Below are 14,429 nucleotides of genomic sequence, written 5' to 3'. Positions count from 1 at the left end.
GCATCGACGGCTTCGACAAGGTGCATGCGGATCAATCCTATGTCTATACGGTGACTGTCAAGAATCATGCCGCCGAGACGTGGTATCAGGTCAATCTGGCCGACTATGTTGCCTCTGGCGAGACGAAGCGCAGTGTCACGAATCTAAGCACCAACGTCGAGAACACGTATCCCGGCTGGAATGATTCAACGGATTCATCGAGATTCGAGACCAGCATTCCAGATACGATGATCCGGCAGGGCAAGGATGCGCTGGAATGGAATGTCGCCTTGAACGTCGATGGCGAGGAAGTCGCCACGTGTCCTGCCGATGGTGATGCGAGACTCGAGTGATGATTCTTCCTTTTGGCCCTGCTTCGGCGGGGCCTTTTTCGTCGCGATTTCCCTAGTAAAAAAAATGTTAAGTATTGTATAGAGACTTATATATGTATAACGTCGGTTATACCGATTTACGCGGTTTTGGTAATCTTCCTTATACATACTGTATAAATTTGCTTATACTCTCGTGTGGTAGTATAGTTCATAGCATTAAATAAAAAACCCGTGCGGTTGGTCAGAACCACACGGGTATGGAAAACCTAGGACGATTCTCCATGCACCAGCATACGGCAAGGCATGGAGGGAAAGCAGATGAAACCGATGGGATACAAGAACACCGACGCCTTCTACGAGCTCGCACATGAGGGTCGTCTTGCCTACCGTCGCGGCGACAACCTCGGCATCTACGCGATGGCTCAACTTGTGCTCGCCTACATGTGTGACCAGACCTACGATTGGGACAGAGACCGCAACCAGCCGCCCGAAAAACTGCGCAAGGCCAACGCGCCATGCCGCTATTACACGCTCGGCTGGAGCGGATTTGCGGAAGACCACGGAATGGTGCTGCTCACGCCGGAGCAGGCCATGAGTGAGGATGCTGACAAAATCATGCGCAAGCGAGAATTGAATGCCAAGAAGCAGTTCAGTGACGCCGCGGTCTGGTTGCAGGAGCGCGGCATAATCAAGAAGCTGGAATCGGCTTCACTTGGCAAGAATGCCGGGTTCCTCCTGCTGCTTGGTGACGATAAGGAAAACAAGGCCGTGGAACAGTGGGCGCGACAATGCCTACACCTACCGATGATCTGGTGATTCGTGCCCACATTTTGCCCACGTCTGTGAGGTAAAAGCCGTGAATTAGCGGTAATTACAGTGAATTACCACGGTTGACGAATAGGCGGGGAACCATTGGAAAACCAAGGAAAACCGCCGATTCTGACACCCGGACGAAAGTGCCTCCAGTGGGACTCGAACCCACAATCCGAAGAGGTCGATTTTAAGTCGACTGCGTATACCGATTTCGCCATGGAGGCATACCGCCCTCGAAAGGACGATGCGAAGATATTATGCCACGTCAGCGCGAGGCAAGCAATCTGGTGCCGTAGTCCAGCACAATGCCGTCAAGCAGACCATGCTCGCTGGCCATGAAGGAGTCAATGGCTTTGCCGTGATCGGCCTGCGCCGCGGCGGAGATCCTGGCGAGTACGCGGCTCCATACCAATGCGCCGCCGCCGACCACATCGACACGGCCCGGATGAATGGTCTTATAGGTCAGACGCTCCTCACGCGGCATGCGCAGGAACCTGTCATCCACCGCAAATGCATCCTTGAGGGTGCAACGTGCACCGTCAACCACGGAATGATCGTATTCAGTCAGCCCCATCGACAGCGCAGTCATGGTGGTCACTGTACCCGACACGCCGATGATGGTATGCGCCTTGCCTGCGGGAACGGTACGGAACGCCTCGTCGATGTGCTCGTCGATATCTTGGATCGCCTCGTCGATCTGCGCCTCGGTCGGCGGATCGCTCCTGAGGTGGCGTTCGGTCATGCGTACCGAGCCGATGTTCATGGAGAACGCCGCCTGCACCTGCGTGGCCGGCTTGCTCACACCATCGCCGCCCAGTACCAGTTCGGTGGAACCCCCGCCCAGATCGACCACCAGATACGGTGCCTCGACGTCCCTGCGTACAATGCTCGTCGCACCGAGGAAACTCAGGTCGGCCTCCTCCGTTCCGGGAATGACCTCCGGACGTACACCGAGAATCCGTTCGACGCCGTCTTCGAATTCCTCACGGTTCTCGGCGTCACGGGTAGCCGAAGTGGCCACAAAGCGAATGCCGTCGACCGGATGCTCGGCCAACACCCCCGCGAATTCGCGGGCGGCCGTGTAAGCCCGCTCCAACGCCTCATCGGCGAAGCGGTGGGTCTTGTCGACGTCCTGCCCGAGACGGATTACGCGCAGGATGCGCGGCACGATGTCTTCCACGCCGTTCTCATCCACACGGGAGACCTTCAAACGAATCGAATTCGTGCCGCAATCAATGCCGGCAACGGTAACAGACTTCATGTTCTCACCTTGGGTTTCGCTATGGTTTACGTTCATGCCTCGATATCGACCGCACAGCGGCATACATTCGGGTCGAACTCGTCACGGATGGCCTCAAGGGCGAGATCCCCGATCGGGTTGGAACCCGGCCCCATGACCAGCGTCTGGGCCAGCAGGGCGTGCAGACATTTGACGCGCACAGGCATACCACCCGCGCTGGTGCCCTCGATATGCTCCTCGCTGTCGCCCATGGCCTTGGCGATCTCATGGCGGAACGCCAGATACAGTTCATGGGCTCGGCCGTATCGGGCCAGTACATCCGCGTCTTCGGCCAGCAGGTCGTTGTATTCCTTCATCTTGCCTTCGGCCTCGATATGGGAGATGGCCTTCACCGCCTCGGGACCGGTCAGATAACAGGTTGTGGGGAACGGCACCCCTCCGGGTAGCAATGGGCGAGTCACCACGGCCAATGGACGTCCGCACACGCATCGGGCACCGACGGCGACCATGCCTCGCGGATAACGGCCAAGCTGTCTGTTCACCACGTCAATGTCCTGATCGGTCGCCGGGGTGGCCAGCACCTTTGTGGCAAGTGCCTTGGCCTGTTCGATGATCGTCATGTCCTGTGTCACTCCTATTGCGCTCCTGACTGCGATTGGTCGTTGTTCTGCGTATCTCCGGACGATTCGTTCTGTTGACCGTCGTCTTTTGCCGTACCGCCGTTTGCGGTCGCCTTCTTATCGTCGGCCTGATCGGCTTGTTTGAAGGAATAGGCCATTTCCTTATACCACGGCAACGATGTCTTCTGCGATTGGTCTTGTGAGCTGCCACCGGTATTCGTAGTACTTTCACCGGTCACGGCTTCGGGGTGCTGCACCCGGATGGCCTGCTCCCCGGGAAACACGAATCCGAGGCGGTCGCGCGCCTGAGCCGTCACATAGGCTTTATCGTTCCATCGCGCGATGTCGTTTTCCAGTTCCTGCTTCTGGGCGATCAGCGACGCCTCCTGTTTTTTCAGCCCGTTGAGTTCCGCCAGATTCAACGCATAGGTATGGAAGGTCGATACCAGCTGGATAGCCCCCAATGCCACGATGAACAACGACACGAAAAAGGCGATCGGTCCCGCACTGCTATAGCGGGTCTTGCCCGTCGCCTTGGACTTGCCCTTGCCGGCCTTGCGTGTCTTTGTACCCATAGCAATGAAAATACCCGCCACATTCGACGAGGGATGTGGCGGGTATTTTCAGTTAACGCCTAACCAGCGTGGGATCACTTGGCGATGTACTTCTTGCAGGCCTTGAAAGCGCTGTAGCCGGCGTACTGAGCGGTGGAGCCGAGCTCCTCCTCGATCTCGAGCAGACGGTTGTACTTGGCAATGCGCTCGCCACGGGCCGGGGCACCGGTCTTGATCTGGCCGGTGTTCTTCGCCACGGCCAGGTCGGAGATGGTGGTGTCCGGGGTCTCGCCGGAGCGGTGGGAAACCATGGAGGTGAAACCGTTCTTGGTGGCCAGCTCGATGGCGTCGAGGGTTTCGGTGACGGTACCGATCTGGTTCAGCTTGACCAGCAGGGAGTTGGCGGCGCCGAGCTCGATGCCCTTGGCCAGACGTGCCGGGTTGGTGACCAGCAGGTCGTCGCCGACGAACTGCAGACGGTCGCCAAGCTTGGCGGTGATGGAGGCCCAGTCTTCCCAGCCTTCTTCCTGGAACGGATCCTCGATGGAGACGATCGGGTACTCGTTGATGAGGTTCTCGTAGAAGTCGAGCATGTAGCCGGCCTCACGATCGTCACCTTCGAAGTGATACTTGCCGGTCTCCTTGTTGTAGAACTCGGAGGAAGCCACGTCGAGGGAGATGCCGATCTGCTTGCCCGGTTCGTAGCCGGCGGCGGAGATGGCGTCCATGATGTAGTTCAGGGAGTCCTTGTTGGACTTCATCTTCGGGGCGAAGCCGCCCTCATCGCCGAGGCCGGTGGCCAGGCCTTCCTTCTTCAGGACGTTCTTCAGGGTGTGGTAGACCTCGACGCCGGCGCGCAGAGCATCGCTGTAGGTGTCGAAGCCGTACGGGGAAATCATGTACTCCTGGATGTCGGTGGCGAAATCAGCGTGGGCGCCACCGTTCATGATGTTCATGTTCGGGACCGGCAGGATGTGGCCGTTGGTGCCGCCGATGTAGCGGTACAGCGGCTGGCCGGTGGACTCGGCGGAGGCATACAGGGCGGCCAGGGACACGCCAAGGATGGCGTTGGCGCCCAGACGACCCTTGTTCGGGGTGCCGTCGAGCTCGATCATGACCTCATCGAGAGCGCGCTGGTCGGAGGCGTCCATGCCGATGACCTTCGGAGCGATCTCTTCGTTCACGGCCTTGACGGCGTTGAGAACACCCTTGCCCATGTACACGGACTTGTCACCATCGCGACGCTCCCAGGCTTCGGCTTCGCCGGTGGAGGCACCGGACGGAACGAGGCCCAGGCCCTGAGCACCGTCTTCGGTGTCGAGAACGACCTCAACGGTCGGGTTGCCGCGGGAATCGAGAATCTGACGCGCGTAAACGCTTTCAATTACTGCCACAACTACTCCTTTAAACGTTAGGTTGTGATGACATTGCCTAGAATAGTGCGTTTTGTGGACGTATCGCAAACTATTCGACACGAATCATGTGAACGTTCACACCCTTTCCTTGGACGAACGATCTACTTGCGGGGAGCAGGAGACCAATCCAGATCGTCCAGAAGCTGGTTCGTCCATCGCACCACTTCGTCGGAACCCATCGGCTTCGATCCGAGCGAGCCCGCAAAGGGGGCGGGAATCAGATACGTTTTGGTGACAGGCCGGTATTGGATGCCTTTGTAGATTCTGGCCATACGCATCTGCACGGATTCGCGCGGCTCAAATTTGGCCACACGCACGTTACGCCCCTGTGCGATGATTTCGGTGATGCCGAGCCTTCTCGCCTTGGCCCGCAGCCGGGCCACATCGAACAACGCGTCGAACTCGACCGGAGGCTTGCCGTAACGGTCGGTAAGCTCGTCACGCAGTTCTTCGAGGTCGTCCTCGGTACGAGCCGTGGCCAGCTTGCGGTAAGCCTCGAGCCGGAGCTTGTCGGAATCGATGTAGTCGACCGGAATGGACGCCTCGATTGGCAGATCGATGCTCACGGCCACCGATTCGACGCGTTCCGGTTCCTTGTATTGCTCCACCGCTTCGGACACCATGCGCACATACAGGTCGAAACCGACGCCTTCGATGTGGCCGCTTTGTTCGTCACCAAGCAGATTGCCGGTGCCGCGCAATTCCAGATCCTTCATGGCCACATCGAAACCGGAGCCAAGTGCCGTGTTCTGCGCGATGGTGGCGAGACGATCGTGCGACTGCTGGGTCATCGGTTTGGCCGGATCGTATAGGAAGTAGGCGTAGGCACGCTCTCGACCGCGTCCGACCCGCCCTCGCAACTGATGTAGCTGGCTGAGGCCGAAACGGTCGGCATGATCGACGATCAATGTGTTCGCATTGGAGATATCGAGACCCGTCTCGATGATCGTGGTGCATACCAGCACGTCGATGTCTCGATGCCAGAAATCACGGATCACGCCGTCGAGCTGCTTCTCCCCCATCTTGCCGTGCGCGATGCCGACATGCGCCTCGGGTACAAGCTCGTGAATCTTCGCTGCGACGGACGCGATGTCCTGCACACGGTTATGCACATAGAAGACCTGACCGCCACGCAACAGTTCCCTGCGCACGGCCGCGGTGATCTGCGCATCCTCGTATGCGCCGACATAGGTGAGCACCGGCAGGCGATCCTCGGGAGGCGTGGCCAGCGTGGACATCTCACGGATGCCGGTGACGGCCATCTCAAGCGTTCGTGGAATAGGCGTGGCCGATAGGCTCAGCACGTCCACGTTGGTGCGCAGCGCCTTGAGCGTCTCCTTGTGTTCGACGCCGAAACGCTGCTCCTCGTCGATGATGACCAGGCCCAGATCCTTGAACTTGATCTTCGGATTGAGCAGCTTGTGTGTGCCGATCACCACGTCAACGGTGCCGTCCTCCAGATCCTTGATGGTGTCGTTGATCTCTTTGGTGGTCTGGAAACGGCTCATTGCGGCCACATTCACCGGGAAACCCTCGTATCGTTCGGTGAAGGTCTCAAAATGCTGCTGCACGAGCAGCGTCGTCGGTACGAGTACGGCCACCTGCTTGGAATCCTGCACCGCCTTGAAGGCGGCACGCACGGCGATCTCCGTCTTGCCGAAACCGACATCACCGCAGATGAGGCGGTCCATCGGCACGGACCGTTCCATGTCGGATTTGACCTCGTCGATGGTGGTGAGCTGGTCGGCGGTCTCCTGATACGGGAAGGCGTCCTCCAGTTCCTTCTGCCACGGGGTGTCTTTACTAAAGGCGTAACCGGGCGTGCGCTGGCGTGCGGAATACAGTTTGACCAGATCCTCGGCGATTTCATGCACGTGCTTGCGTGCCTTGGCCTTGGTGGCCGCCCAGTCGGAACCGCCCAGCTTGTTGAGTTTTGGAGCCTCGGCACCGATGTACTTGCTGACCTGGTCAAGCTGGTCGGTGGGAATGAACAGTTTGTCGGCCGGAGCGCCACGCTTGCTCGGCGCATATTCGATGACCAGATATTCGCGGGTGGTCTTGTTGGCGCCGGTGCCGATGGACCGTTGGCGCATCTCGACGAAACGCCCGATGCCATGCTGCTCGTGCACCACGTAATCACCGGCCTTGAGTTCCATCAGGTCGATGGCCTTGCGTCGGCGTTTCGGGGTTTTGGCCTGCCCTGCGGCCGAGGTGCGGCCGGTCAGGTCCCGTTCGGTGAGCAATGCCGTTTTCGCCGCATTGTCGACGAATCCGTCGACGGCACGGGAACGCACGCATTCGAAATTGGCGATGCCGGTCTCGTTGATGGCACGTTTCAGACGGGCCAGGGTGCCCTGCGCCGCGGCCGTGATGGTCACATCGTAGCCGGCGTCAAGCAGCCCCTCAATGCCGGAGGCCGCCTTCCGTTCATCACCTCGATATTCGCCCGGATTGGTGGCATCGATCCGTATATGACCGGGCAGGCTGGAATCCACGCCGAAACTGGTGAGTTTCCACACGTCATGCTTCGAAAACGCGAGAGATGCTATGGTCTGCTCGAAGTCGAGGAAATTCGCCTGATCGAAGGTGATGGGCGCACCGGCGCCATGGCCGGACGCGGCTACATGCCAGCTGGCGGCCAGAAACTCGTTGGCGGTTTTGGCGAGATCCTCGGCGCCCCTACGCAGCTTTTCCGGATCGGACAGCATGATCAGCGCATCCGCCGGCAGCATGCCCTGCACCGATTCCATATCGTCGACAAGCGCTGGCAGCAACGACTCCATGCCTTCCACCGGAATGGCGTTGGCGATGGATTCCAGCATATCCTCGGCATTGGGAATGGAACCGATCAGCGATTTGGCACGTTCACGGATGTCTTCCGTAAGCTGCAACTCACGGCATGGCGTGGCCCAGACACTCTTCAGCGATTCCCCGTACGTACGCTGGTCGGAAGCGTGGAATTCCTTGATGGTGTCGATTTCGTCGCCGAAGAATTCGATACGCACCGGATGCGGCAGCGTTGGAGGAAACACGTCAATGATGCCTCCGCGTACGGCGAACTCTCCACGGTCCATCACCAGATCCACATGTGTGTAGGCGCTCTCCACCAGTCGTTCCGACGCCTCGCCAAGCGCCAGTTCCTCGCCTTGCGCGAATACCAACGGCTCGATGTCGCCAAGCCCCGCCACCACCGGCTGAATCAGGGAGCGCACCGGCATTACGAGAATGCGGATCGGACCGAACATGGCATTGCCCTCTTCAGGGTGTTTCAGCCTGCGAAACACCGCCATGCGGCTGGCCACCGTATCCGCGCGGGGGGACAGACGTTCATGAGGCAGCGTTTCCCAGGCTTCCAGTTGGGCCACATCCTGAGGGTCCCCACCGTACCAGGAACGGATTGCCTCAACAGTCTCCTCCGCCTCCCGTCCGGAAGCGACGACGAGCACGACCGGCTGATTGCCGGCGGTACCGGCGGCCAAGGCCGGCCGCAGTCCCTCGGGAACACCCACGATGATGCTGGGGTCGATGTCGGATTCCGGCTCTTCGATCTCACCGGAAATCAGCGCACGGAAATCATCATCCGTTTCCAGGATGTCGAGAATGCCGGACAGCTCAGCGGCCATTGAACTGCTCCTGAGCCTTGGCGAGACCGCTGAAGATGATGGTTTCGGCCGCATCGGCGCCATCGGCGAGGAATTCAGGCAGCTGCTTGCGCTGGTCCGGGCCGAATCCTCCCAACACCCAGTTCACCGTGTTGTCATGGGCGCGCGCACCGCGTTGGGCATGACCGACCCCCATGCGTACGCGGGCGTATTTCGGTGTGCCCAGTGAGCGGTCGATGGATTTGATGCCATTGTGGCCGCCGGCCGAGCCTCCGGACTTGACCTTGATACGACCGAAGTCGAGGTCCATGTCGTCATGGATCACCACGATATGATCCGGCTCGATCTGGTAGTACGAACTGATGGAAGCCACCGCATTGCCGGAATCGTTCATATAGGTCAGCGGTTTGGCCAGGAAGAATTTCACGTTGCGACCCGACAGGTTCATCACGCCCTTGCCGAGCATGGCCAACCCCTTGTGATCGGAGAAATTGACCGACCAGCGTTCCGCCAGCAGATCGGCGGTCATGAATCCCATGTTGTGGCGCGTACCTTCATACTTGGAGCCCGGATTGCCCAACCCCGCGATCAGCCAGAAATCAGATGCCATCGTTGTTCCCATTCCCCGTTCCACTGTTGTCTCCGTCGTTAACCGGGAAAATTGTACTTACAGGTCGAGATACCAGTAGCTCATGTCACGCATGGTGCCGGTGGAATCGGTGGCGGCCGACGGCATCAGACCGAACCGCGTGAAGCCGAAACGCCGCATCAACGCGATGGAACCGGCATTGTCGGCGAAGATGATGCCACAGGCCTTGCGCATATTACGCTTACGGCATTCCTCGAGCAGTTTCGCCAGCGTGTAGGTGCCTACGCCTTTGCCCTGCCATGCGGGATCGACGTAATAGGCCAGATCGGTGACGCCGTCGTAGCCGGCCCGATCATAGAACACGGACAACGCACCGAAACCGATGATCGTCCGGTCGCCATTGTCGTCCGTCGTTTCGATGACGAACACCGCATACGGCTCCTTGTGTGATTCGACCCAGGCCTTACGCTGGTCGAAGGTGCGCGGAGTGATGTCGGCGGAGGAACCGCCCGCCATGACTGCGGCGTTATAGATGTCGGTGATGGCTTGGATGTCGTCCTCATCGGCGATTCGATAGGTGTATTCGGTCATGCTTGTCTACCATAGCGTTCCCGGATAACGAAGGAGGAGCCGCATCCACACTTGTGGATACGACTCCTCTCCGAGAAGATGCACAGGGAGCTACCGTTCGAGTTCGATGGCCTTGTTCAAGGCCTCCTGCAACTTCTTCTGCGCCTCGCCGTAGGCACTCCAGTCGCCCTTCTTCATGGCGGCGTCGGAATCCTTCATGGCCTGGGCCGCGTCGTTCAGCGCGTTTTTCAGATCGCTGTCGGCCGTGCCGCCCGTGTCGTTGCCGGTGTTCGAATCCGTGGAACCTCCTTGCGAGGCATCGCCCTGCTGACCGCCGGAGTCGGTCTTGCCCTCCGTCTTGCCGGACGAGGTGCCGCCCTCGACGTTTTCGGCATCGCCTGCGGCCGCTCCGGAATTGCCGCCGAACACCTGATCGAGCGCCTCATCCAGGGTGTTGGCGAATCCGACTTGGTCGCCGAAGGCCACAAGCACCTTTTTCAGAAGCGGGAAGCTTGTGGAACCGGATGATTTCACATATACCGGTTGGACGTACACCAGACCGCCGCCAAGCGGCAGGGTGAGGAGATTGCCCCGCTGCACGTTGGTGGAGCCGGATTCGAGCAGGTTCAGTTCCTTGGATACGTCGGCCGAGGCGTTGAAGTTGTTCTGCGCCTGGCCCGGCCCGGGCACGTTGGAATCCTTCGGTAGCTCCTGCAATCGTATGGTGCCGTAATTGGATCCGATCTTGCCCTTTTCGTTGCCCGCATCGGAATCGACCGACAGGAAGCCCGTCAGAATCTCTCGTGTCGAGGAACCCGCAGGAATATACGAGGAGGTCAGTGAGAACACCGGCTCGTTGGATCCGCCGGTCTGCAGGGTCAGATAATACGGTGGCTGGAGAATGTCGCGCTGCTGGGCCTGCTGCGACTCGGTCGGATCGACCGGGGTCTGCCAAAAGTCCTCACCGGAGAAGAACTGGTTCGCGGAAGATACATGATATTTGGCGAGTAGTTCCCGTTGCACCTTGAACAGGCTTTCCGGGTAACGCAGATGACTCATCAGATCACCGGAGATTTCGGAGAGCTGGTGGTACTGACCGGGGAATATCTGTTCCCACGCCTTGATGACCGGATCGGACTCGTCCCACACATACAGATCCACCGAACCGTCATAGGCGTCGACGGTGGCCTTCACCGAATTGCGGATATAGTTGGCGTTCTGCGAGTTCAGGCCCGTGACGGTGGACGAGGTCTCCGTGGTGGAATCCTTGGTCGCATCCCCCAGATCGGTCATCTGCGAATATGGGTAGGCATCGGAGGTGGTGTAGCCGTCGACGATCCATTTCACCCTGCCGTCGACCACGGCCGGGTACACGCGACCGTCGAGGGTCAGATACGGGGCGACCTTGGCCACACGCTCCTTCGGGGAACGATCGTACAGGATTTGCGAATTGGCGTTCACACGGTCCGAGAAGAGGATCTGATCGGAGCCGAAGCGGATCGCGTAGAGCAATCGGGAGAAGATGTTGCCGATCTTCGGGCCGCCGTCGCCCTTGAAGGTGTTGGTGGCGCCTTCGGATCCGGTCGGATAGTCGAACTCCCAGGATTTGGTGCCTTCCGGAGCGCCCACGATGGAATATTCGGAGGCGTTCGGAGAGAAGTAGATGCGAGGCTCGTACTTTTCGGAATCCGTCAGTTTGCCTTGGGTGGGGATGCCGGATTCGAAGAACTTCGGCTGACCGTCGCTGGTCACCTTGTTGCCGTAGGCGGCGACCACGCCGTAGCCGTGCGTGTACACGGTATGGTCGTTCACCCAGTTACGGTTGTCGAGACCGTCGAGATCAAGCTCGCGGGCCGCGATGACGGTGTCCTGGCTCACACCGTCCACCTCGTATTTGTCGACCGACAGGGTGTCGGCGAAGGTGTAGTACTGCTTGGATTGCTGCAACTGCTTGAAGGTCGGCGAGACGATCTGCGGGTCGAGCAGTCGGATCTGCGCGGTGGATTCGGCGGAATCGGCCAGTGCGCCGGCTTCACCTTCGGTGGTGGCCTTGTACTGTTCGGTCTTTACCTTGTTCAAGCCGTAAGCGGTGCGGGTGGCGTCGATGTTGCGCTGGATATAGGTGGATTCCATCTCCTGCGCATTCGGGTTCACGCGGAAGCGCTGCAGCAGCATGGGCCATGCGACGGTAAGCACAAGGCTGACGACAACGGCGGATGCGATGGCCACGGTCGGCACCTTCCACGCCTTCAACGCTTCCGAGGCGCGTACCGCGATGGGGGCCCGGCCTTCCAGAGCGTGGGATTTCATGATCCACACGCCCAGCACCACGCCGAGGATGACGGTGATGGCGGCCATGATGAAGGTGACCGGAATGGTGGCGTTCACCGTGGTGTAGGTCGCGCCGGTGATGCGACTGCCTTCCGCCGTCAGGGTGGAGAACACGCCGACCACCTGATTGGCGGCCCAGGCGAACATGTTCAGCATCAGCCAGATGCCGATCTGGCGGCGGGCGCGTTTGGTGATGTTGAACAGGCCACGACCATTGACCGGCATGGTGATGCTGATACCGCCCATGAGCACGTGCGTGATGATGGAGAAGATGATGCCGGCGAGCAGCAGCAACGATACGGCCGACATGATCAGACGCAGTCCGGGCAGTACGAACACATAGAAGCCGTTGTCAAGACCGAACTGCGGGTCGGTGGTGCCAAAGCTCTGCGCATTGAACATGAGCAGGATCTCGGACCAGTTCGAGTTGAACTGCGCGCCGAAGATCAGACCGACAATCAGCGAAACGACCACGGCCACGCGACGGGCGTTCTTGGAGCTCACGCCTTTGCCCACTTCGATGGTGTCGCCCTTGATGCGAATGGTGGAACCGTCGGCCGCATCCGGACGCGCACGAATCGCCAATGTGGCGGATATGAAGCTGATGCCGGCGAGCAGCAGCGCATAGGCGACCCACAGACCGACCCTGGTGCCCAACTGCGTCCAGATCACGCTTTGGAAGCCAAGTTGGTCGTACCACATGACATCGGTAATGAACTGCGCCAGCGCGAAAAACAGCCCGATGACGATGGCCAGGGCCAGAACGATGCCGATGAGAATCCTACTGCCACGCGATGCCCCTTTTCGCGGGCGGGCGGGACGTCGTGCGATGCGCGGGCGGGAGGGACCTTTCGGAGGCACGCCCGAGCCGGATTGCGAAGCGGCGTCGCCATCGGTCTCGACATTGAGGATGATGGGATCATCATTCGAGGAACGCTGCTTGTCGGAGCGGTTCGCACCTTCCGAGGAATCGAACAGGGGGCCAAACATATCAAAGAAAGACATGATACCAGCCTACAGACAGGCAAGGAACGCATGTCAACGACCAGACGATTCATGGTGGGGAGGTGGTATCACCAAATCCCCCTTCCCAAATCCGGCGCACATCCCGCCGTTCCCCTCATGTGATAATTGGTCACATGAAGAAGGCTTGCGTTTGTTCCATTCACCGCAGTGCACTGTCACTCATCTGCGTCGCGCTGTGCGCAATGGTTTCATGCTCACCAGGACCCGCATCCAACAACGCGATATCCTCACCCGAAACCTCCCCCACACACATGGCTGAAGCACACGATTCCCTGAATCGTTCCAAGGTACCGACGGCAATTGACGACTCTCCTCATGGCAGAGCGGTGGCGGCCGTAACCGGTATGACAATGACGGAACGGGTGGGCCAATTGGTCATGGCGCCGCTGTATGCAGGCTCGGATCCCTCGACATTGCGCGATCTCATCGCCGACCAGCATGTGGGCTCGGTGCTGATCATCGGCAACTGGAATTCCGGTACGGCCGGTGTGGCACGGGCAACCTCGGCACTGCAGTCCTACGCTCCCGCCGATAACCAGCTGCTGATGACCACGGATCAGGAAGGCGGCGAGGTGCAACATCTGCGTGGGGATGGCTTCGACACCATGCCAAGCGCCGTCTCACAAGGCACGATGAGCGTCGATCGACTCCGGCAGTCGGCGCGGATGTGGGGCTCCCAGCTGAAATCCGCGGGCATCAACATCGATTTGGCCCCCGTACTGGGAACAGTGACCGTAAACCGTGATGACAACGCCCCGATCGGCGCGTTGCACCGTGACTTTGGCCTGGATGCGGCCGGCAACGCCGAGCACGGCAAGGCATTCATCCAAGGTATGGCCGATTCCGGTGTGGGCAGCACGATCAAGCATTACCCCGGACTCGGTTCGGTGACCGGCAACACGGACTTCACCGCCGACGGCATTCTTGATACGACCACCACATTGGATGGCGCGCAGATCGGCGCGTTCAACAGTGCGTTGGAGGCGAATCCCTCGATGGTGATGATGTCATTGGCAACCTATCGGGCGATCGATCCGAACAATCCGGCCGTGTTCTCAAGCACGTTGATCACCGATTACCTGCGCGGCACAATCGGCTTTCAGGGCGTGATCACATCGGATTCGATGTCAGCGGCCGCATTAGGCGGCATGCCACCAGGCGAGCTGGGGGTGCGCTTGGTGGAGGCGGGCGGTGACCTTGCCTGCATCGGCGCCTTGGATTACGTGCAACCCGTGCTGGACGGACTGAACGCGAAGGCGGTCGTCGACACCGATTTCGCGGCGGAGGTGACGCAATCCGCCATACGAGTGATGACTCTGAAATACACCATGGGACTTGCTCGGTAGACAATGGGATCA

At 59.5% G+C, this 14,429-nt stretch carries 11 protein-coding genes and 1 tRNA gene; 3 read left to right on the top strand and 9 right to left on the bottom strand.

Annotated features, from left to right (window positions below; genetic code table 11):
• A partial coding sequence (locus BMOU_RS06085; RefSeq protein ID WP_034875833.1) for a hypothetical protein occupies positions 1 to 332 on the top strand: 332 nt, incomplete at its 5' end.
• 306 nt (positions 333 to 638) lie between these two features.
• On the top strand, positions 639 to 1,127 hold the full coding sequence (locus tag BMOU_RS06080; protein WP_034875131.1) for a hypothetical protein: 489 nt from the start codon (positions 639 to 641) through the stop codon (positions 1,125 to 1,127).
• 141 nt (positions 1,128 to 1,268) lie between these two features.
• On the opposite strand, the gene BMOU_RS06075 is transcribed toward BMOU_RS06080, so the two are convergent.
• From BMOU_RS06075 to BMOU_RS06035, 9 genes are all read right to left on the bottom strand, one after another.
• Positions 1,269 to 1,348, bottom strand: a tRNA-Leu gene (locus tag BMOU_RS06075).
• A gap of 41 nt (positions 1,349 to 1,389) precedes the next feature.
• On the bottom strand, positions 1,390 to 2,385 hold the full coding sequence (locus BMOU_RS06070; protein WP_034875830.1) for a Ppx/GppA phosphatase family protein: 996 nt from the start codon (positions 2,383 to 2,385) through the stop codon (positions 1,390 to 1,392).
• A 32-nt stretch (positions 2,386 to 2,417) separates the two neighbouring features.
• Positions 2,418 to 2,984: a DUF501 domain-containing protein gene (locus BMOU_RS06065; protein WP_034875842.1), complete on the bottom strand. Its 567-nt coding sequence runs from the start codon at positions 2,982 to 2,984 to the stop codon at positions 2,418 to 2,420.
• Between the two features lie 14 nt (positions 2,985 to 2,998).
• The gene (locus tag BMOU_RS06060; RefSeq protein ID WP_034875828.1) at positions 2,999 to 3,559 is read right to left on the bottom strand and encodes an FtsB family cell division protein; all 561 of its coding nucleotides are present in this window, start codon (positions 3,557 to 3,559) and stop codon (positions 2,999 to 3,001) included.
• Positions 3,560 to 3,633: 74 nt separating this feature from the next.
• Entirely contained in the window at positions 3,634 to 4,932 is a 1,299-nt protein-coding gene (gene eno / locus BMOU_RS06055; RefSeq protein ID WP_034875826.1) for a phosphopyruvate hydratase, read from the bottom strand.
• 122 nt (positions 4,933 to 5,054) lie between these two features.
• Entirely contained in the window at positions 5,055 to 8,576 is a 3,522-nt protein-coding gene (gene mfd, locus BMOU_RS06050) for a transcription-repair coupling factor (RefSeq protein WP_034875823.1), read from the bottom strand.
• Positions 8,566 to 9,165 (bottom strand): aminoacyl-tRNA hydrolase, encoded by a 600-nt coding sequence (gene pth / locus BMOU_RS06045; protein ID WP_034875820.1) that lies wholly within the window; start codon positions 9,163 to 9,165, stop codon positions 8,566 to 8,568. The genes mfd and pth overlap by 11 nt, the downstream gene beginning before the upstream one ends.
• Before the next feature lie 57 nt (positions 9,166 to 9,222).
• Complete coding sequence (locus BMOU_RS06040; RefSeq protein ID WP_034875817.1) at positions 9,223 to 9,735, bottom strand: GNAT family N-acetyltransferase; 513 nt, start codon at positions 9,733 to 9,735, stop codon at positions 9,223 to 9,225.
• Positions 9,736 to 9,825: 90 nt separating this feature from the next.
• A complete protein-coding gene (locus BMOU_RS06035; RefSeq protein ID WP_034875815.1) occupies positions 9,826 to 13,050 on the bottom strand; it encodes a UPF0182 family membrane protein in 3,225 nt (1,074 codons plus the stop codon).
• 203 nt (positions 13,051 to 13,253) lie between these two features.
• Here BMOU_RS06035 and BMOU_RS06030 point away from each other — a divergent pair, with 203 nt between their 5' ends.
• The gene (locus tag BMOU_RS06030; RefSeq protein ID WP_081738508.1) at positions 13,254 to 14,417 is read left to right on the top strand and encodes a glycoside hydrolase family 3 N-terminal domain-containing protein; all 1,164 of its coding nucleotides are present in this window, start codon (positions 13,254 to 13,256) and stop codon (positions 14,415 to 14,417) included.
• The last annotated feature ends 12 nt before the right edge of the window (positions 14,418 to 14,429 follow it).

It is taken from the genome of Bifidobacterium moukalabense DSM 27321 (assembly GCF_000522505.1).
Lineage (GTDB): Bacteria > Actinomycetota > Actinomycetes > Actinomycetales > Bifidobacteriaceae > Bifidobacterium > Bifidobacterium moukalabense.
Note: the sequence above shows the minus strand (reverse complement) of the source record. Positions and strands in the feature narration are given on the sequence as shown.

Excerpts from the sequence above, each read along its gene's own strand:
- BMOU_RS06070 (WP_034875830.1), bottom strand. The coding sequence starts at position 2,385 with ATGAAGTCTGTTACCGTTGCCGGCATTGATTGCGGCACGAATTCGATT.
- BMOU_RS06060 (WP_034875828.1), bottom strand. The coding sequence starts at position 3,559 with ATGGGTACAAAGACACGCAAGGCCGGCAAGGGCAAGTCCAAGGCGACG.
- mfd (WP_034875823.1), bottom strand. The coding sequence starts at position 8,576 with ATGGCCGCTGAGCTGTCCGGCATTCTCGACATCCTGGAAACGGATGAT.
- BMOU_RS06035 (WP_034875815.1), bottom strand. The coding sequence starts at position 13,050 with ATGTCTTTCTTTGATATGTTTGGCCCCCTGTTCGATTCCTCGGAAGGT.
- BMOU_RS06040 (WP_034875817.1), bottom strand. The coding sequence starts at position 9,735 with ATGACCGAATACACCTATCGAATCGCCGATGAGGACGACATCCAAGCC.
- pth (WP_034875820.1), bottom strand. The coding sequence starts at position 9,165 with ATGGCATCTGATTTCTGGCTGATCGCGGGGTTGGGCAATCCGGGCTCC.
- BMOU_RS06065 (WP_034875842.1), bottom strand. The coding sequence starts at position 2,984 with ATGACGATCATCGAACAGGCCAAGGCACTTGCCACAAAGGTGCTGGCC.
- BMOU_RS06080 (WP_034875131.1), top strand. The coding sequence starts at position 639 with ATGGGATACAAGAACACCGACGCCTTCTACGAGCTCGCACATGAGGGT.
- BMOU_RS06030 (WP_081738508.1), top strand. The coding sequence starts at position 13,254 with ATGGTTTCATGCTCACCAGGACCCGCATCCAACAACGCGATATCCTCA.